Source organism: Pseudomonas sp. D47 (genome assembly GCF_045447305.1).
Classification (GTDB): Bacteria; Pseudomonadota; Gammaproteobacteria; order Pseudomonadales; family Pseudomonadaceae; genus Aquipseudomonas.
Genome location: NZ_JBJGXU010000026.1, coordinates 52,001 through 69,151, shown reverse-complemented (window position 1 = coordinate 69,151; position 17,151 = coordinate 52,001). Strand labels below are relative to the sequence as shown.

Annotated in this window: 17 protein-coding genes and 1 pseudogene; 9 read left to right on the top strand and 9 right to left on the bottom strand. The window is 60.3% G+C overall.

Annotated elements, in window-relative coordinates:
* Window positions 1-60 precede the first annotated feature (60 nt).
* Window positions 61-956: pseudogene (locus ACI77I_RS18100) on the top strand (LysR family transcriptional regulator).
* A 4-nt stretch (window positions 957-960) separates the two neighbouring features.
* On the opposite strand, the gene ACI77I_RS18095 reads toward ACI77I_RS18100, so the two are convergent.
* A complete protein-coding gene (locus tag ACI77I_RS18095) occupies window positions 961-1,809 on the bottom strand; it encodes a LysR substrate-binding domain-containing protein (protein ID WP_406998094.1) in 849 nt (282 codons plus the stop codon).
* A gap of 98 nt (window positions 1,810-1,907) precedes the next feature.
* On the opposite strand from ACI77I_RS18095, the gene ACI77I_RS18090 reads away from it, so the two are divergent.
* Window positions 1,908-2,807, top strand: a complete 900-nt coding sequence (locus ACI77I_RS18090; protein ID WP_094952870.1) for a DMT family transporter — start codon at window positions 1,908-1,910, stop codon at window positions 2,805-2,807.
* Window positions 2,808-3,216: 409 nt separating this feature from the next.
* The gene (locus ACI77I_RS18085; RefSeq protein ID WP_094952869.1) at window positions 3,217-3,546 is read left to right on the top strand and encodes a YXWGXW repeat-containing protein; all 330 of its coding nucleotides are present in this window, start codon (window positions 3,217-3,219) and stop codon (window positions 3,544-3,546) included.
* A gap of 18 nt (window positions 3,547-3,564) precedes the next feature.
* Here the strand turns inward: ACI77I_RS18085 and ACI77I_RS18080 are convergent, their stop codons facing one another.
* The 3 genes from ACI77I_RS18080 to ACI77I_RS18070 all read right to left on the bottom strand — a co-directional run bounded on the left by ACI77I_RS18080 (window position 3,565) and on the right by ACI77I_RS18070 (window position 4,660).
* On the bottom strand, window positions 3,565-3,909 hold the full coding sequence (locus ACI77I_RS18080) for a hypothetical protein (RefSeq protein ID WP_094952868.1): 345 nt from the start codon (window positions 3,907-3,909) through the stop codon (window positions 3,565-3,567).
* A 101-nt stretch (window positions 3,910-4,010) separates the two neighbouring features.
* Window positions 4,011-4,406 carry a PIN domain-containing protein gene (locus ACI77I_RS18075; protein ID WP_094952867.1) on the bottom strand — a complete coding sequence of 132 codons (396 nt, stop codon included), beginning with the start codon at window positions 4,404-4,406 and terminating at the stop codon, window positions 4,011-4,013.
* The gene (locus tag ACI77I_RS18070; protein WP_242155054.1) at window positions 4,403-4,660 is read right to left on the bottom strand and encodes an AbrB/MazE/SpoVT family DNA-binding domain-containing protein; all 258 of its coding nucleotides are present in this window, start codon (window positions 4,658-4,660) and stop codon (window positions 4,403-4,405) included. The genes ACI77I_RS18075 and ACI77I_RS18070 overlap by 4 nt, the downstream gene beginning before the upstream one ends.
* A gap of 149 nt (window positions 4,661-4,809) precedes the next feature.
* Between ACI77I_RS18070 and ACI77I_RS18065 the strand changes: the two genes are divergently transcribed.
* A complete protein-coding gene (locus ACI77I_RS18065) occupies window positions 4,810-5,205 on the top strand; it encodes a RidA family protein (protein WP_406998093.1) in 396 nt (131 codons plus the stop codon).
* On the opposite strand, the gene ppnN is transcribed toward ACI77I_RS18065, so the two are convergent.
* Window positions 5,206-6,579, bottom strand: coding sequence for a nucleotide 5'-monophosphate nucleosidase PpnN (gene ppnN / locus ACI77I_RS18060; protein WP_406998092.1), 1,374 nt, complete (start codon window positions 6,577-6,579; stop codon window positions 5,206-5,208). It lies immediately after the preceding gene.
* Between the two features lie 149 nt (window positions 6,580-6,728).
* Window positions 6,729-7,553, bottom strand: a complete 825-nt coding sequence (locus ACI77I_RS18055) for an aspartyl/asparaginyl beta-hydroxylase domain-containing protein (RefSeq protein WP_406998091.1) — start codon at window positions 7,551-7,553, stop codon at window positions 6,729-6,731.
* 375 nt (window positions 7,554-7,928) lie between these two features.
* Between ACI77I_RS18055 and fabV the strand changes: the two genes are divergently transcribed.
* Both fabV and ACI77I_RS18045 read left to right on the top strand, forming a co-directional pair.
* The gene (gene fabV / locus ACI77I_RS18050; protein WP_094952862.1) at window positions 7,929-9,122 is read left to right on the top strand and encodes an enoyl-ACP reductase FabV; all 1,194 of its coding nucleotides are present in this window, start codon (window positions 7,929-7,931) and stop codon (window positions 9,120-9,122) included.
* A gap of 214 nt (window positions 9,123-9,336) precedes the next feature.
* Window positions 9,337-9,960, top strand: a complete 624-nt coding sequence (locus ACI77I_RS18045) for an HAD family phosphatase (protein ID WP_094952861.1) — start codon at window positions 9,337-9,339, stop codon at window positions 9,958-9,960.
* On the opposite strand, the gene ACI77I_RS18040 is transcribed toward ACI77I_RS18045, so the two are convergent.
* Entirely contained in the window at window positions 9,957-10,862 is a 906-nt protein-coding gene (locus ACI77I_RS18040; protein WP_242155056.1) for a LysR family transcriptional regulator, read from the bottom strand. The genes ACI77I_RS18045 and ACI77I_RS18040 overlap by 4 nt on opposite strands.
* Window positions 10,863-10,965: 103 nt before the next feature.
* On the opposite strand from ACI77I_RS18040, the gene ACI77I_RS18035 reads away from it, so the two are divergent.
* Window positions 10,966-12,135 (top strand): aspartate aminotransferase family protein, encoded by a 1,170-nt coding sequence (locus ACI77I_RS18035; RefSeq protein WP_406998090.1) that lies wholly within the window; start codon window positions 10,966-10,968, stop codon window positions 12,133-12,135.
* A gap of 127 nt (window positions 12,136-12,262) precedes the next feature.
* Here the strand turns inward: ACI77I_RS18035 and punR are convergent, their stop codons facing one another.
* Window positions 12,263-13,177, bottom strand: a complete 915-nt coding sequence (gene punR / locus ACI77I_RS18030) for a DNA-binding transcriptional activator PunR (protein ID WP_242155059.1) — start codon at window positions 13,175-13,177, stop codon at window positions 12,263-12,265.
* 122 nt (window positions 13,178-13,299) lie between these two features.
* Here punR and punC point away from each other — a divergent pair, with 122 nt between their 5' ends.
* Window positions 13,300-14,484, top strand: coding sequence for a purine nucleoside transporter PunC (gene punC / locus ACI77I_RS18025; RefSeq protein ID WP_406998089.1), 1,185 nt, complete (start codon window positions 13,300-13,302; stop codon window positions 14,482-14,484).
* A 128-nt stretch (window positions 14,485-14,612) separates the two neighbouring features.
* Here the strand turns inward: punC and ACI77I_RS18020 are convergent, their stop codons facing one another.
* Window positions 14,613-15,446, bottom strand: a complete 834-nt coding sequence (locus ACI77I_RS18020; protein WP_406998088.1) for a nucleoside-binding protein — start codon at window positions 15,444-15,446, stop codon at window positions 14,613-14,615.
* 158 nt (window positions 15,447-15,604) lie between these two features.
* On the opposite strand from ACI77I_RS18020, the gene ACI77I_RS18015 reads away from it, so the two are divergent.
* The gene (locus ACI77I_RS18015) at window positions 15,605-17,107 is read left to right on the top strand and encodes a nucleobase:cation symporter-2 family protein (RefSeq protein ID WP_094952934.1); all 1,503 of its coding nucleotides are present in this window, start codon (window positions 15,605-15,607) and stop codon (window positions 17,105-17,107) included.
* Window positions 17,108-17,151 lie beyond the last annotated feature (44 nt).

Here is a 17,151-nt window from a genome sequence, read left to right as displayed (position 1 = left end):
TGGCAACCAGTTGGCGATAAATGAGCGTTCTGGTGTGGGTGTCGTTACTGGGAGTGGGGAATGATGGACCGTCTTTCAAGCATGAATGCCTTTGTGATGGCCGCCGAGTTGGGCTCCTACGCCCGCGCCGCCGAGCGCTTGAATATGTCTGCGCAAATGGTGGCCAAGCATGTGGCCGCGCTGGAGCAACGGTTGGGCGCGCGTTTGCTCAACCGCACCACGCGTCGGCAAAGCCTGACGGAGTTGGGGCAGGCGTACTACGAGCGCTGCAAACATATTCTGACGGAGGCCGAGGCTGCCGATTCGCTCGCCCAGATCATGAATGACACGCCGCGCGGCAAGCTGAGAGTCACCGCCCCGGTCACCTTCGGCTCCTACAGCCTGATGCCACTGATTACCGCGTTTTTGCGCGACAACCCGGACGTGGAAATCGACCTGCACCTGACGGATCGTTTCGTCGACTTGGTGGAGAAGGCTATGAAGCGGCGTTCCGCATCGGCCCGCTGGCCACCACCGGGTTGACGGCACGGCCACTGGCGCCTTATCGCCTGGTGGTGTGCGCGGCGCCTGCTTACCTGGCGGCGCGGGGTACGCCGCAGCGTCCGGCGGACCTTGCGCAGCATGAATGCCTGGGCTACGCCTTCTGGTCACGCCCGGCGGACTGCGAATGGGTCTTTCACCAAGGCGCGACGCCTTACAGGGTGCAGGTTGCCAGCCGCCTTCAGATCAATGAAAGCCGGGCGTTGATGTCGGCGGCACTGGATGGCTTCGGCATCGTGCTGGGCCCCGAAGACTTTCTGCGCACGGCCTTGGCCAAGGGCGAGTTGGTGCAGGTGCTGCCGGCATTTGAGGCGCCCAGCCGCCCCATGCACTTGGTCTACACCGCCAACCGGCAGCGCACCGCCAAGTTGCGGCGGTTTGTCGAGGCAGTGCTGGTGCGCTTCGGCCCGGCGTGAGGGCTCACATGTGGAAACCCTGTTTAACCTGCGCATACAGATGCAGGGCCAGTGCATTGCTGCTATCGCACAGCAGGTACAGATGATGCACCGGCAAGGGCGGTAATTCGAACCCTGCAATCACTTGCGTCAGGCCGGTGCCCATGCGGCTTTCCTCGATCAACCCGACCGCCACGCCGCTGCGGATACAGGCCTCGACCGCCGTGGAGTTGGGGCTCTCCAGCAATACCCGGTGGTAAATCCCGTGATCCTTCAGCGCCTGCAACGCCGCCGCACGGTACGGGCAGCCGGCCACCGGCACGGTGATCGGCAGCGCCGCATTCGGCGCGCAACGGAAGCCCTCGGCCGCCACCCACAGCGGCTGCACCGGCCCCAGGCGTTCGCCCTGGGCCAGCGGTTGTGCGCTGACGGTGATGGCCAGGTCGAGCTGGTTGGCCATAAACCTATTCAGCAGTTCACCGCTGGTGCGCGCTTCGACTTCCAGCTCCAGCAGCGGGTTGTCGGCGATCAAACGGGGCAGGAGCGCCTGCATGAACGCCGGAGCGTAGGTGTCGGGAATGCCCAGGCGAATCTTGCCCTGCATGCGCTGTGGCATCAGCGCGATCAGCAGGCTGTCGTGGCTCTTGAGAAACTCGGTGGTTTCGCCCAGAAGCTTCTGGCCGTACAGGGTCAGTTCAACGCCTTGGTTGCTGCGGCTGAACAGGCGCTGGCCAATTTGGTCTTCGAGCTTTTGAATCTGTGTGGTCACGGTCGACGCGCTGCGGTGCACATGCTCGGCCGCCTCGTTGAAGCGCCGAAAGCGCGCGACTGCATGGAAGGTACGCAGCAGATCGATATTCAGTTGTTTGGCCATGATTCCACTATTACGGATTAGTAGTGCTGTTAATTCAAATATACAGAAGCATGCGCGGCCCTTAGCCTTTGCGTCAATGTGCACTGACGGGAGGCTTCATGACGCGATCAACCTTAAAGCGGCTGCTGTTGCAGGTGGCGTTTGTTCTGTCGTGGAGCTCCGGCTATATCGGCGCCAAGTTGGGTACCCAAGGCGGCGGGGCGTTCAACCTGCTGTTCTGGCGCTTCCTGTTGGTCTCGGTGTGCCTGGGGCTGTTTTTGAATGTGAGGTTGTTGAAGGTTTCATGGGCTCAGGTTCGCCATTACGCCGTGATCGGCTTTCTGTCGCAGTTCCTGTACCTGAGTTGCCTGTACGTGGCGATCCAGAATGGCTTGCCGCCGGGCATTGCTGCGATCATTGCGGCGCTGCAGCCGTTGATGACAGCGGCACTGTCGACCGGCAGCGCGGCGGAGCGCAGCGGTGGCTGGCAGTGGCTCGGGCTGTTGATTAGCTTCGGCGGGGTTTCGATCGTGATTGCCGGGCAGTATGGCAGCGGCGGCCAAAGCGTCGGCCTGGTCATGTACCTGTTGCCACTGGCCTCGGCGTTGGGGCTGACACTGGCGACCTTGTATGAGCGCCGCACCGTGCACCGCCAGGACGCAGGCTTGGTGTTGCCGCTGTTTATCCAGTCGCTGCTGACCCTGGTCGGCTTTACCGCTGCGGTGCTTTACACCGACACGCTGAGTATTCCCCACGACCCTGACGTGTTGATCTCGATTGTCTGGCTGACGCTGTTCTCTACGTTCGTCGCCTACTTGAGCCTGTGGATGTTGTTACGGGTGATGACGGCTACCCATGTTGCGGCGCTGGTCTATCTGGAGCCGCCGGTAACGTTGGTGTGGGCGGCGCTGATGTTTGGCGATGTGATCGCCGGGTCGACCTACGCCGGCATTGCTGTGGTGGTTGCGGGGTTGCTGCTGGTGCGCCTGAAACGACCGACCGTCGCGTGTGCCTCCTGAGGCCAGCAGGTTCAGCAACCCGACAGATATCACCTGCTAAAAAAGAACCCAAGCCTAAGCAGGAGCGCGGCTCAAACAAGGGGGCATTTTTGATGGGTGTAGGCGTTGGGCGTCGGGGCCCGAGGGTTTTGTATGTGGCTACGTTATGCAGGATTGGTGGCGGCAGTTGTCGCGGCGTCTGAGTTGTGTGCAATCGCGTGTGTTGCATGAGTGCGGGCGGGTGTAACCGATGTTCGTCGGCGCGCCTGAAACGACCGACCGTCGCATGTGCCTCTTGAGGCCTGCGGGTTCAGCAAGCTGACAGACATCACCTGTTAAAAAAGAACCCAAGCCTAAGCAGGAGCGCGGCTGAAACAAGGGGGCATTTTTTACGGTGCAGGTGTTGGGCGTCAGCGCCCGAGGGTTTTGTATGTGGCTACGTTATGCGGCATTGGCGGCGGTAGTCGTCGCGGCGTCCGGGTGTGTGCAAGAGCGCGTTGTGCATGACCGCAGGCCGGTACAACGTGAGTATGTCGAAGTCGTTGCGCCGCAACCGCCGCCGGTGCAGGTGATCGAAGTCGAACCGGCTACGCGCTACGGCTATGTCTGGTCACGCGGTTACTGGCGTTGGGAAGGCGGGCGATACGTCGCGGTGCACGGCCATTGGGAGCAAGTGCGCGAAGGCTATCGTTATGTGCACCCGCATTGGGTGCAGCGCAATGATGGTTACCACTGGCAGGGCGGTGGCTGGGTTCGCTGAGCCCAGACCAAATAACGTCTAGATCGGCTTCTGGGTGCCTAGAAGCCGAACCTCCCGCAGCAACGCGGCACCGAGCTGATCGGTGCCCAATTCCTTGTAGCCGACCGCCTTGACCTCGCCGTTCTCTTCCGCCTGGATGATGATCACAGGCGTTTCTTTGCCGGTGGCTTCGTCCACATGCATCGCATACTGGGGGATATCCAGCTTGATCGGCGTACCCGCCGCCTTGCCTTGCACATTGATCAGAAACGCCGCACAGCCTGTGTCGACATCCGTGCTGGTGGCTGAGCGGCCGCTGACGAAGCAACTCTGCGGCAGATCCGGCCAGGTGATGGTGTCGGCGCTGGCCAGGGTGCAGGCCATGCTCAAGGTAGCGAGAAGAAGCGTGCGCACGTGAGTCTGTCTCTCGATCAAGGTTGAACGCGGTTTTTACCAAAGCCTGAACGTCGTCGCAATGCCATGGCTCAGGCCAGCCGTTTCATTCCGGTGGCCTTGGCTGCGTTGAGGTCAAAGGTGGCGGTGTATTCACAGCCTGCCGCATGGGCGCAGCGTTCTATCAGGTAGTCGGCGAAATCGGCTTTGCCTGCCGTGAATCGTCGCAGGGCCTGCCAGATGATTTCAGCATGTTCGACGGTCAATTCACGCGTGCGCAACAGCGTTTCCAAAACGTTCACCACATCACTCTTGGCCGACTGGTAGCAGCTTTGTAAAACCCAGACCAGTTCCAGCACGGACACCAGGCTCACAAAGCCCGGTGACAGCGTGGTGAGCGATTCGATCAGCGCCGATGCCTTGGGTGATTGAATGGGATCATCCTGGGTGACATAGCGCACCAGTACGTTGGTATCCAGCCCGATCATCCGGCTTTTGCTCCTTGCGCCGCGATGGCGTGGTTCATGTCTTCAATCGATACGGCGTGGGCGGGCTTGCGGATCAACCCTTTGAGGTCCTGCACGGTTTTGCTCGCCGCGATGATCGAAAATTTGCCATCTTCCGTTTCGACGAATTCAACCCGATCGCCCGTTTCCAGGCCGAGTGCTGTCCGGACTTGGACAGGTATGGTGATTTGCCCTTTTGAGGTCAATGTTGCGGTGGCCATAGCGAAGATCTCCATCGTGATATTCCTTACCCTAAGGTAAGGATTGATGAAGGACAAGATCCGTTGGTCCATAGGTTGCTCTGCTGGTAAGTGGGAACAGGTAAAACCCTAGTTCGAACTGTCTGCTCTCGCACGCCTGCCTCAGCCCCAAAGAGATACAAGCTATGACTGAACGCCGCCGCCTCATCATCCCCGCTGCCATGCAACCCATCGTTGAGCGTGCTGGCTACGTGCCCGCCGTTAAAGTTGGCAACACCTTGTACTGCGCAGGGCAGGTCGGCCGCACACTGGAACTGGCGGTGATAGAAGATCCCGAGGCGCAATTCATCGCCGCCTGGCAGAACCTGCTGCAGGTATTGGAGGAGGGCGGTTGTGGTTTTGAAGACGTGGTCGACATGACCACGTATCACGTCAACATGAGCCAGCACATGGCGGTTTTTCGCGAGGTGAAAAACCGCCTGTTCCCACGTGGCCATTGCGCCTGGACGACCATCGGGGTGTCCGAACTGGCACACCCCGGGTTGCTGGTGGAAATCAAATGTGTGGCGGTGCAACGCTAGTTATTGCACCACTCGGTAACACGGCACATACGCCGCGCCACCCGGCAACTTCATGCGGTGCTGGGCGACAAACGCCTGCAGCAGCTCGTCCAGTGGTTTCATGATCGCCGGGTCGCCGTGGATTTCGTACGGGCCGTGTTGCTCGATCAGGCGAATGCCCTTGTCCTTGACGTTGCCCGCCACGATCCCCGAGAACGCACGGCGCAGGTTGGCGGCGAGTTCATGGGGCGGTAGGGCATGGCTCAGTTGCAGGCTGGCCATGTTTTCGTGGGTCGGGTCGAACGGGCGCTGAAAGCCTTCGTCGATCTTCAGCAGCCAGTTGAAGTGGAACGCGTCGTTGCGCTCGCGGCGGAACTGCTTTACGGTCTTGAGCCCTACGGTCATCTGGCGAGCGACTTCAGCCGGGTCGTCGATGATGATCTGGTAGTGCGCCTGCGCCGCCTCGCCGAGGGTGGCACCGACGAACGCGTGCAGTTGTTGCAGGTACGGCGCGGCGTGTTTCGGCCCGGTGAGGATGACCGGGAACGGCACGTCGCGGTTGTCCGGGTGCATCAGGATGCCCAGCAGGTACAGGAACTCTTCGGCCGTGCCGGCGCCGCCCGGGAAGATGATGATGCCGTGGCCGACGCGCACGAAGGCTTCCAGGCGTTTTTCGATGTCGGGCAGGATCACCAGTTCGTTAACGATCGGGTTCGGCGCTTCGGCCGCGATGATGCCCGGCTCGGTCAGGCCCAGGTAGCGCCCGCCGGTAATACGCTGTTTGGCGTGGGAAATGGTCGCACCCTTCATCGGGCCTTTCATCACGCCAGGGCCGCAACCGGTGCACACGTCGAGGCTGCGCAGGCCCAGTTCGTGGCCGACTTTCTTGGTGTATTTGTATTCTTCGGTGTTGATCGAGTGCCCGCCCCAGCACACCACGATTTTCGGCTCGACACCCGGGCGCAACGTACGGGCGTTGCGCAGCAGGTGGAACACGTAGTCGGTGATGCCTTGGGAGTCGCTCAGGTCGATGCGCTGGCTGCCCAGCTCATTCTCGGTGTAGACGATGTCGCGCAGGGCGCTGAACAGCATCTCGCGGGTGCTGGCGATCATTTCGCCATCGACGAAGGCGTCGGCCGGCGCGTTCAACAGTTCCAGGCGCACGCCACGGTCCTGCTGGTGGATACGCACTTCAAAGTCTTGATAGGCGTCGAGGATGGTCTTGGCGTTGTCGATATGCGCGCCGGTGTTGAGGATGGCCAGGGCGCATTGGCGGAACAGGGTGTAGATGCTGCCGGTGCCGGCTTCACTCAGTTGCTGAACTTCACGTTGGGACAGGGTTTCGAGGCTGCCCTTGGGGCTGACGGAGGCATTGATGACTTGACGTTGGGGCATTCTGATTCCTTGAAGGCGCAGCCACCGCACCCGCACAGGGCGGCGATGGCTTGAAAATGGTGAGCGCCGAATTCGGTCGCACGAGACTGTAGTTTGGCCGCCTCTCAGGCAGGGCGCAAACACCGTCCAGCACCATCATGCCGCAGAACTTACTGAATCAGCTTCCAGTTTTTGTAGAAAACCCGACGCAGGGTAAACACCAGCCCGGCAAAACCCGCGATCACGGCGTTGAGCACGGAGGGCAACAAGGTTGGCCGCACAATATCAATGAACAGGCAGTAACGTTTTGCGTCGTTTTTGTTGAAGGACGCGTGCATCAGCGTGTCATCGAAGATAAACAGCGGGTCGTCGTGCCAGTAGTGCTTGTGCTTGCCCACCTGGATAAAGACACCGTCGTGGTGAGGCGCCGGCGCCATGTTGTAGAGCACACGGAACATCATGCGCAGCGGGCCGAAGTGGAAGGAGGTCGAGCGGTTTTCGTTGAACACCGAGACGCCGATGGTCTTCACAAACGGCAGTTTCTTGCGCAGTTGCGGGATGTCCAAGGTGGTTTCGATTGGGCGGCCGTACCACTGGAAGAACAACATGCCGCGCTTCTTCTCGGCCATGCGCTCGTCCAGGTAACTGATGATTTCATCTTTGTTGGCCATGGCATCGTCGATGACCTGCTGCAGGTCTTCACGCCAGGCGGGTGGCAGGTCGCGCATGGTGTAGACATGGCGGTTGCGCAGGCTCAACAGGTCAAACAGGGTGTTGAACGGTGCCAATATCCAGGTGTTGCGGCCACTGCCGATGAAGTACTTCTTGATGGTGTTGGCGTCATAGAGGCCGTTACGCAGGAAATCGTAGACACCGCACACCAGCACCAGGCCGAGGAATACCGCGGTGGTCAGGGGAAAGAGGCAAATAATCAGCAGGACGCCAATGACCCAGGCGACCGACACTGTTTTTTTGCGTAAGGCAGACTTGCTCATGAAACTCAGCTCCAGCTGGACGCCATTCGACAGGTCCGGATCCGTGGCTGCGAGTGGTGGGGGGTAGAAACATGTAGATACAACCCTGCCATGATAAGGGGTTCAGCGACGAATAGGCGTTTTAAATATTACTAAATTGTGAATAAGTTGAACAAATCTTCATATTTAGGGTCGGGCTCAGAATTCTGCGCAGGAAGCTCGGTAGGTGTGTGAACGGTAGCAGGCATGCGCCAAAAAGCGCTGCGCCGATTGGATTTTGTAAACAGAAGATTTACGACTATCGTGACGCTTCGGTTTTTCGGGCGTCATAGACCGGTACGATTAAGTTGAACGGCCACCATTGGCCTTCGGCACCTTGGAAGAGGCAGAAATTTTATGATCATCAAACCGCGGGTTCGTGGCTTTATCTGTGTGACCGCTCACCCTGTTGGCTGTGAAGCGAACGTCAAGGAACAGATCGACTACGTAACCAAGAATGGCGTTATCGAAGGCGGCCCGAAGAAGGTGCTGGTCCTCGGCGCCTCCACCGGTTACGGCCTGGCCGCGCGCATCAGTGCAGCGTTTGGCTGCGGCGCCGACACCCTGGGTGTGTTTTTTGAGAAAGAAGGCGAAGAAGGCAAACTGAGCTCCGCCGGCTGGTACAACAGCGCGGCGTTCGAGAAGTTTGCGGTTGAAAAAGGCCTGTACGCCAAGAGCATCAACGGCGACGCGTTCTCCGACGAGATCAAGCGCCTGACCATCGAAACCATCAAGAAAGACCTGGGCAAGATCGACCTGGTCGTTTACAGCCTGGCCGCGCCACGCCGTACCGACCCGCAAGGCGTGGTGCACACCTCCACCCTCAAGCCGATCGGCAAGGCCGTGACCCTGCGCGGTATCAACACCGACAAAGGCGTTGTGGTCGACACCACGCTTGAGCCTGCCACCCAGGAAGAAATCGACGGCACCGTGAAAGTCATGGGCGGCGAAGACTGGCAGCTGTGGATCGATGCCCTGCGTGACGCCGACGTACTGGCCGAAGGCGCCAAGACCACCGCGTTCACCTACCTCGGTGAAAAGCTGACACAGGACATCTACTGGAACGGCTCCATCGGCGAAGCCAAGAAAGACCTGGACAAAAAAGTCCTGACCCTGCGCGACAACCTCGCCGCACTCAAGGGCGACGCCCGTGTGTCGGTGCTCAAGGCCGTCGTCACCCAGGCCAGCTCGGCCATCCCGATCATGCCGCTGTACTTGTCGCTGCTGTTCAAAGTGATGAAAGAGCAGGGCACTCACGAAGGTTGCATCGAGCAGGTCTACGGCCTGTTCAAGGACAGCCTGTACGGCAAAGAGCCCAAGCTTGATGCCGACGGCCGCCTGCGTGCCGACCTGGCTGAGCTGGAGCCGAAAGTCCAGGACGCCGTGGCGGCGCTGTGGAACCAGGTGACTGACGACAACGTTAACGAGATCAGCGATTTTGCCGGTTACAAGGCTGAGTTCCTGCGGTTGTTCGGTTTTGAAATCGACGGTGTTGATTACGAAGCGGATGTGAACCCGACCGTTAAGATCAATGGTCTGATCCACGCCTGAAACACGCTCTAAAAATGTAAGAGCTGTTTATGTGGGAGCTGGCTTGCCTGCGATAGCAACACCACGGTGTGTCAGTCACACCGCAGTGTTGCTATCGCAGGCAAGCCAGCTCCCACATTTGTTTGCGTCACGCCTTCCTTTTGGGAACCCTCCCACCCGCCCTCACAATCTGCCAGACTCCACCGGCTATCAAGCCACGCTAACGGAGGATCTGATGACGATTCGTGCAGTAGTTTTTGATTTCGGCGGTGTCCTGTTCGACTGGAACCCGCACCACCTGTACCGCAAGCTGATTGCCGACGATCTTGAGCGGCAACACTTTCTCGACACCATTTGCACCCAGGCCTGGAACACCGAGCAGGACGCCGGCCGCCGCCTGGCCGAAGGCACGCGCCACCTGATTGAGCAATACCCGCAACATCAACCCTTGATCCAGGCCTATTACGATCGCTGGCACGAGATGCTGCGCGGCTCATTGCCGGAAGGCGTGGCGATCCTCGAAGCGTTGCATGCGGCCGATATGCCGCTGTTCGGGCTCACCAACTGGTCCGCTGAAACCTTCCCCTATGCGCTGGCCAACTATCCGTTCCTGCAGCGTTTTCGCGACATCGTGGTGTCGGGCGAGCTGAAGCTGATCAAGCCGGATGCGGCGATCTATCACGCGAGCCTAAGCCAGGTGCGTGCCCATCTGCCGGATATCCAGGCCAGTGAAGTGGTGTTTATCGATGATGTCGCCGGCAATATCGAGGCGGCGGTCGCCCTCGGTTGGCAGGGGATTCACCATGTGTCGGCCGAACGTACAGCGGCGCGCCTGCGCGAGTTGGGTGTGGGCTTCTAGCGCGCCCACTTCTCCATGGCGAAATCCACAAAAGCGCGCAGCTTGGGCAAGCGATAACGGTCTTGGCGGTAGAGCAGGTGCATGGGGCGGCTTGACAGTTGATAGGTGGTCAGCAAGGCCACCAGCTTGCCGCTCTCCAGGTCCGGTTGCACCAGGGCATCGGCCAGCATGATGATGCCCATGCCGTTGACGGCTGCCTGGCGCAAGCCTTGCGAGCTGTTGATGGTCAATGAGCCGGCCACCGGAACCTCCACCTCGCCTTCCTCCCCGGTCATGCGCCAGAGCTTGTCGGTGTCGCGCCAGTTGTCGGTCGCAGGGTAGGCGAACGCCAGGCAGTCGTGCTGCCGCAGGTCATCGGGTTTCGAAGGCGTGCCACGTCGCGCCAGGTACGCAGGTGATGCGCAGAGGGTCAGGGTGTAGGCCTGCATGGGCCTGGCGATCAGGCTGGAGGTTTCCAGTTCGCCGAGGCGGATCGCCACGTCGAACCCGCTGTCGACCAAGTTCATCCGCTCATTGCTCAGCATCACGTGCAGGTCGATCAGTGGGTAGCGCTGGGAAAATTCGCTCAGGGCCGGTGCGAGGCGTTCGGTGCCAAACACCGGCGGTGCGGTGATACGCAGGCTGCCTTTGGGGGTTCCGCTGTGGATCTGCTCCGCCAGTAACTCGGAGTCGGCCACCAGCCCCAGCACTTCCAGGCAACGCTGGTAGTACTGCTCACCAAACTCGGTGAGGCTCTGCTTGCGCGTGGTGCGCTTGAGCAGGCTGACGCCCAGGCGTTGCTCCAGCGCGCGCAAGTGATTGCCGACCATGGTGGTCGACATCCCGCATTCCTGCGCGGCAGCCGTCATGCTGCCGGTCTCCACCACTTGCACGTACACCGACATTGCCTGGAACAAATCCATTATCAAGCCTTGGTTTAAAGTCATTGCAGGAATGCGCAGTTTATCCAGCTCAGGTGGCTAACGATACTGCCCCCATCCCAACGATGCACTGGAGCCTGCCACCATGACCGCCGCCTGCCTGATGACCACGTATCAACCTTTGGCCCTGAGCTTCACCCGAGGCTTGGGCACGCGCCTCTGGGACCAGCAGGGCCGTGAATACCTCGACGCGGTAGCGGGTGTGGCGGTGACCAATGTCGGGCACTCCCACCCAAGGCTGGTGGCGGCGATCAGTGAGCAGGCGGGCCTGCTGCTGCACACGTCCAACCTCTACAGCATTGATTGGCAGCAGCGCCTGGCCCAGCGCCTTACACAGTTGTCGGGCCTGGACCGCGCCTTCTTCAACAACTCCGGCGCCGAAGCCAACGAGACGGCGCTGAAACTGGCACGGCTGCATGGCTGGAAAAAAGGTATTGAAGAACCGTTGGTGGTGGTGATGGAAAACGCTTTTCACGGGCGCACCCTCGGCACCATGGCGGCCAGCGATGGCCCCTCGGTGCGCCTGGGCTTCCAGCGTTTGCCGGGGGATTTTCTCAAGGTCGGGTTTGGCGACCTGGCGGCGCTGGACGTCATCGCTGAACAATTCGGTACGCGCATTGCGGCCGTGCTGCTGGAACCGATCCAGGGCGAAAGTGGCGTGTTACCTGCGCCGCCCGGCTACCTCAAAGCCCTGCGCGATCACTGCACGCGCCACGGCTGGCTGATGATGCTGGATGAAATCCAGACCGGCATCGGCCGCACTGGCGTCTGGTTTGCGTTTCAGCATGAAGGCATCACCCCGGACGTGATGACCCTGGCCAAAGGCCTCGGCAACGGCGTGCCCATCGGCGCCTGCCTGGCCAAGGCCGCCGTGGCCCAGCTGTTCACCCCCGGCAGTCACGGCAGCACGTTCGGCGGCAACCCGTTGGCCTGCCGTGTGGGTTGCACGGTGCTGGATATTATTGAAGAGCAGGGCTTGCTGCAGAACGCCGCGCACCAGGGTGAACGGCTGCTGGCGCGGTTGCGGGTGGAGTTGAGTGAACACTCGCAGGTGCTGGCGATTCGCGGGCAGGGCTTGATGATTGGTATCGAACTGGCCCGCCCGTATCGCGACTTGGCACAGCGTGCGGCGCACGAGCATGGGCTGCTGATTAACGTGACGCGGGGCAAGATCATCCGATTGCTGCCGCCGCTGACGCTGGAGGCAAAAGAAGTGGAGATGATCGTAAGGGCCATCACCCGCTTATTGGATTGAAGCCCGATCAAAATGTGGGCGCTGGCTTGCCTGCGATAGCATCACCTCGGTCTGACATTAAGACCGCGGCGCCTGCATCGCAGGCAAGCCAGCTCCCACACAAGCCCACATTTGAACGGCGTGACGTTCAGAGATCTGGGCCATTCAGCCATTCTTGATTCATGGTTTCGGTGTCGCCCAGGTACTCCAGCAACCAACTCATTGCCGGCGACAGCTTGCTCTGCGCCCACGCCACGCACGACGGGCTGGCTGGGAACGGTCGGCTCAATTGCAGCGCCACCAGCTCGCCGCGTTCGATCCACGGCAACACTTGATGCGCCGGCGCCATGCCGACGCACAGGCCATCGCGCAAGCAATCAATCGCCGAGGACCAGTTGGGCACCACCAGCCGGCGTTGGTTATCCAGGGTCCAGGTGTCGCGCTTGGGCAGGTTGCGTGAAGTGTCGGTCATGCACAGCGACGCGAACGGGCGCAGTTGATCGTCACTGAGCAAGCCGTCCATCGCCGCCAATGGATGCTGGGCGCTGACCACACACAGCCAGTTCAGCAGGCCCATGTCGCGAAACGTGAAGTGGCTGGCCACCGGCACCGCACTGGTGGCGCCGATGACGATATCGGTACGGTCGTCGGCGAGGGCGTCCCACACGCCGTTGTACACCTCGTATTCCAGCAGCAATTCCACCTCGGGAAAGCGCCGGTAGAAGTCCAGCACCAGTTGCCGGCAACGCTGGGGCTTGACGATGGAGTCCACGGCCACCTTCAATTGGCCGCTCCAGCCATTCGCCACCTGCTGGCACAAACGCCGGGTGCCGAGCATTTTTTTCATCACGCCACGGGCTTCGTCGATAAACAGGCGCCCGGCGGGGGTCAGCTCCACGTCGCGATGGCGGCGCACAAACAGCGGCACCGCCAGCCATTCCTCAAGCTGGCGCACCGTGTAGCTGATGGCGGAAGGCACGCGGTGCAGCTCCTGAGCGGCGGCGCTGAAGCTGCCATGGCGTGCCACGGCATCGACGACATCCAGCGAGTATTCGGACCACATGGCGGCTGCCTTCAAAAAAATTGATAAGAGTATCCAATTATTATCGCTTCACACACAAACTGTCAGCTTCATAATGGGCGCCAGTCAGCAAATAGTTTGATGGCAGGTTCAGCAAGGCTTCAATGAAAAATTCTTTTGGTTTCACTTGGTATCTGGCGGGGCTGAGCATGCTCGGTTATCTCGCCATGGACATGTACTTGCCGGCGTTCGGCGCCATGGGCGAGCAATTACACATAAGCCCAGGTGCCGTGGGCGCCAGCTTGAGTATTTTCCTCGCCGGGTTTGCGGTGGGGCAGCTGTTGTGGGGGCCGTTGTCCGACCGCCTGGGGCGCAAGCCGATCCTGCTGACGGGCCTGAGCCTGTTTGTGCTGGGGTGCGCGGGCATGTTCTGGGTCGAAACGGCGCCGCAATTGTTGGTGTTGCGTTTTATCCAGGCGATTGGTGTGTGTTCCGCAGCGGTGAGTTGGCAGGCGCTGGTGATCGACCGCTACCCGGCCGTCAAGGCGCACCGTGTGTTCGCCAGCATCATGCCGCTGATGTCGCTGTCACCGGCCCTGGCGCCGTTGCTGGGCGCCATGGTGTTGAATCACTTCGGCTGGCAGGCGATCTTCGCGGTGTTGCTGGGCGTGTCGCTGCTGTTGCTGCTGCCGACGTTGTTCCTGCGCAAGATGCCGAAACGTCGGGCAGAGGAGGGCGAACCTTCGCGCCTCGGTTATGGGCAGTTGCTGACCTCCCGCGTGTTCACCGGCAACGTGATGATCTTCGCCGCCTGTTCGGCCAGTTTCTTCGCCTGGCTGACGGCTTCGCCCTTCATCCTCGGCGATATGGGCTACAGCCCGAATGACATTGGCTTGAGCTATGTGCTGCCGACCTTGGCCTTTCTGGTCGGTGGCTACAGCTGCCGTAGCGCCTTGCAGCATTACCAGGGCAAAACCCTGTTGCCTTGGTTGCTGGTGGCTTATTGCATCAGCATGGTGGCGTTGTACCTGGTCGCCACGTTGACGGTGCCGACCTTGACCACTTTGCTGATCCCGTTCTGCCTGATGGCACTGGTCAACGGTGCGAGCTACCCCATTGTGGTGGCGAATGCGCTGATGCCCTTTGCGGAAAATTCCGGCAAGGCGGCGGCACTGCAAAACACCTTGCAACTGGGGCTGTGCTTTCTCAGCAGCCTGCTGGTGTCGTCGATGATTGATCAGCCGCTGCTGATTACCGTGATCGTGATGCTGGCGACGGCGCCGTTGGCGGTGCTGGGTTACTGGTTGGCGCGGCCGAAGACGGACAATCCGGAGCTCGCAAACGCCTGATCTGATGTGGGAGCTGGCTTGCCTGCGATCGCATCGCCGCGGTGTGGCTGATAAACCGAGGTGCCTGCATCGCAGGCAAGCCAGCTCCCACAGTTGACCCAGTTCTTCAGCTGATTGAGTGGCGACTTTTAGAAGGTCACTTCCATATTCAGCGTAGGCGTTGACGTCCGGGTACCCCGGCCACCGTCCACGCCGAACTTGTTATGCCAGTACTCATAACCCACCCCCAGATACAGGTTCGGCTTCACGCTTTTACCCGGCCGCACCGCCACCATCAGCGCGCTGCGCATCAGCGTTTCCGGCGCGGTGTCACGGCCATGGTAGTCCTCGCCTTTTTCCCCGACATAATTGACAAACCCCTGGAATTTCGCCGCGTGGTTGGCGATGTTGAACGGGCGCATCCACGTCAGGTTGAGCATGTAGGTGTCGTCAAACGTGTGGTTCGACTCTTGCGCGCCGGGGATGCCGGTGTGGTTCCTTTCCTTGTAGTACATCAGGCTCAAATCCAGTACGCCGACGGTGTTGAACTTCAATGTCGGGCCGATCACCAGTGCGCGCTTTTTGGCTGAGGCGAGGTTGTTGTTGCGGTTGGCGTCAAAGCCCAGGGTCAGGGCGTAATCCTTGATCAGCCCGGTGCCGAGCGGCACATCGAATACCCGTGACGCGTACAGCTGGTGCCGGTACACCGCGTAAACCTCACTGCCGCCATGGTCGGTGCCCTTGCGCGGGTCGCGGCTGTCGGACAGAAACACATCGAGGTTCAGATAGTTGCTGCCGTATTGGTAGCCGCTGGCGTGGGTAAAGCTGTAGATGCGCTTGCTGAAGTCGTCGGGGTTGTTCGGGTTGGTGAAGTGCTGGCCGTAGCGAAATCCCACGCTGTTGTTCATCCATTCCACTGCGACGGCCTCCCCGCCGCCGAGGAGGGTGAGTGCAACGGTTACGCCCTGTAATGCCTTTTTCATTGTTCTAGGTCCTTTGGCGTTCTGGCTCATGACGGCCGGATTGTTTTTGTAACGCCGATGGAGGGTATCTTGTTCGATTGATTGTATACAACTCTATGGACATCCAGTCCAAACATTGCATACAGTGCTCGCACAACAAAAACAGAGAACCCCTCACCATGACTATCCCGAAGGCGTCACCGCAGCGGCCAGAAGATGAGAATCTTGGCGTCGCCGCCAACATGGCTTACGGCCTGCAGCATGTGCTCACCATGTACGGCGGCATCGTTGCCGTGCCGTTGATCGTCGGCCAGGCGGCCGGGTTGTCGCCGGCGGATATCGGCCTGTTGATCGCCGCGTCACTGTTTGCCGGTGGCCTGGCCACGCTGCTGCAAACCCTGGGCCTGCCGTTTTTTGGCTGCCAGTTGCCGTTGGTGCAGGGCGTGTCGTTTGCCGGTGTGGCAACCATGGTGGCGATTGTCGGCAGTGATGGCGCCGGCGGGGTGCCGGCGATTCTTGGGGCGGTGATGGCCGCGTCGTTGATCGGCCTGTTGATCACGCCGGTGTTCTCTCGGATTACCAAGTTTTTCCCGCCGCTGGTCACCGGTATTGTGATCACCACCATTGGCCTGACCTTAATGCCCGTGGCGGCGCGCTGGGCCATGGGCGGCAATAGCCGCGCAGCGGATTTCGGCAGCATGCCGAACATCGGCCTGGCGGCGCTGACCTTGGTACTGGTGCTGCTGCTGAGCAAGATCGGCAGCGCCACTATTTCGCGGTTGTCGATCCTGCTGGCGATGGTGATTGGCACCGTGATCGCGGTGTTCCTCGGCATGGCGGATTTCTCCGGCGTCGCCCAAGGGCCGATGTTTGGCTTTCCCACGCCTTTCCATTTCGGCATGCCGACCTTCCATGTGGCCGCGATCATTTCCATGTGCATCGTGGTGATGGTGACCTTGGTGGAAACCTCGGCGGACATCCTGGCGGTGGGCGAGATTATCGACACCAAAGTCGACTCCAAACGCTTGGGTAACGGCCTGCGCGCCGACATGCTGTCGAGCATGTTCGCGCCGATTTTCGGTTCATTCACCCAAAGCGCGTTCGCCCAGAACGTCGGTTTGGTGGCGGTGACCGGCGTGAAGAGTCGCTTTGTGGTGGCCACCGGCGGGATGTTCCTGGTGGTGCTCGGCCTGTTGCCCTTTATGGGTCGGGTGATTGCGGCCGTACCAACGTCGGTACTCGGCGGCGCCGGGATTGTGCTGTTCGGCACCGTGGCGGCCAGTGGTATTCGCACGCTGTCGAAGGTGGATTACCGCAACAACATGAACCTGATTATTGTTGCAACGAGCATCGGTTTCGGCATGATCCCCATCGCCGCGCCGAATTTCTACGACCACTTCCCCACTTGGTTTGCGACCATTTTTCATTCGGGCATCAGTTCGTCGGCGATCATGGCGATCCTGCTGAACCTGGGCTTCAACCACTTCACCGCCGGGAACTCGGACCAGCAGTCGGTGTTCGTGGCGGGGACTGAGCGCAGTTTGTGCTTCCACGACGTGGCGGCGTTGCGCGAGGGGGATTACTTCAGCGGCGGTAAGTTGTTTGATGCTGACGGGAAGGAGATTCCGGTGCTGGTGGATGCGCCTAGGAAGGCTGTAAAGCCTGAAACCACCGAAGTCTAACTGTGGGAGCTGGCTTGCCTGCAATTGCATCAACTGGCTATGCC

Excerpts from the sequence above, each read along its gene's own strand:
- ACI77I_RS18015 (WP_094952934.1), top strand. The coding sequence starts at position 15,605 with ATGACTATCCCGAAGGCGTCACCGCAGCGGCCAGAAGATGAGAATCTT.
- ACI77I_RS18070 (WP_242155054.1), bottom strand. The coding sequence starts at position 4,660 with ATGGAGATCTTCGCTATGGCCACCGCAACATTGACCTCAAAAGGGCAA.
- ACI77I_RS18090 (WP_094952870.1), top strand. The coding sequence starts at position 1,908 with ATGACGCGATCAACCTTAAAGCGGCTGCTGTTGCAGGTGGCGTTTGTT.
- ACI77I_RS18045 (WP_094952861.1), top strand. The coding sequence starts at position 9,337 with ATGACGATTCGTGCAGTAGTTTTTGATTTCGGCGGTGTCCTGTTCGAC.
- ACI77I_RS18035 (WP_406998090.1), top strand. The coding sequence starts at position 10,966 with ATGACCGCCGCCTGCCTGATGACCACGTATCAACCTTTGGCCCTGAGC.
- ACI77I_RS18065 (WP_406998093.1), top strand. The coding sequence starts at position 4,810 with ATGACTGAACGCCGCCGCCTCATCATCCCCGCTGCCATGCAACCCATC.
- punC (WP_406998089.1), top strand. The coding sequence starts at position 13,300 with ATGAAAAATTCTTTTGGTTTCACTTGGTATCTGGCGGGGCTGAGCATG.
- ACI77I_RS18020 (WP_406998088.1), bottom strand. The coding sequence starts at position 15,446 with ATGAAAAAGGCATTACAGGGCGTAACCGTTGCACTCACCCTCCTCGGC.
- ppnN (WP_406998092.1), bottom strand. The coding sequence starts at position 6,579 with ATGCCCCAACGTCAAGTCATCAATGCCTCCGTCAGCCCCAAGGGCAGC.
- ACI77I_RS18075 (WP_094952867.1), bottom strand. The coding sequence starts at position 4,406 with ATGATCGGGCTGGATACCAACGTACTGGTGCGCTATGTCACCCAGGAT.
- ACI77I_RS18040 (WP_242155056.1), bottom strand. The coding sequence starts at position 10,862 with ATGGATTTGTTCCAGGCAATGTCGGTGTACGTGCAAGTGGTGGAGACC.
- punR (WP_242155059.1), bottom strand. The coding sequence starts at position 13,177 with ATGTGGTCCGAATACTCGCTGGATGTCGTCGATGCCGTGGCACGCCAT.
- ACI77I_RS18095 (WP_406998094.1), bottom strand. The coding sequence starts at position 1,809 with ATGGCCAAACAACTGAATATCGATCTGCTGCGTACCTTCCATGCAGTC.
- fabV (WP_094952862.1), top strand. The coding sequence starts at position 7,929 with ATGATCATCAAACCGCGGGTTCGTGGCTTTATCTGTGTGACCGCTCAC.
- ACI77I_RS18055 (WP_406998091.1), bottom strand. The coding sequence starts at position 7,553 with ATGAGCAAGTCTGCCTTACGCAAAAAAACAGTGTCGGTCGCCTGGGTC.
- ACI77I_RS18085 (WP_094952869.1), top strand. The coding sequence starts at position 3,217 with ATGTGGCTACGTTATGCGGCATTGGCGGCGGTAGTCGTCGCGGCGTCC.
- ACI77I_RS18080 (WP_094952868.1), bottom strand. The coding sequence starts at position 3,909 with ATGGCCTGCACCCTGGCCAGCGCCGACACCATCACCTGGCCGGATCTG.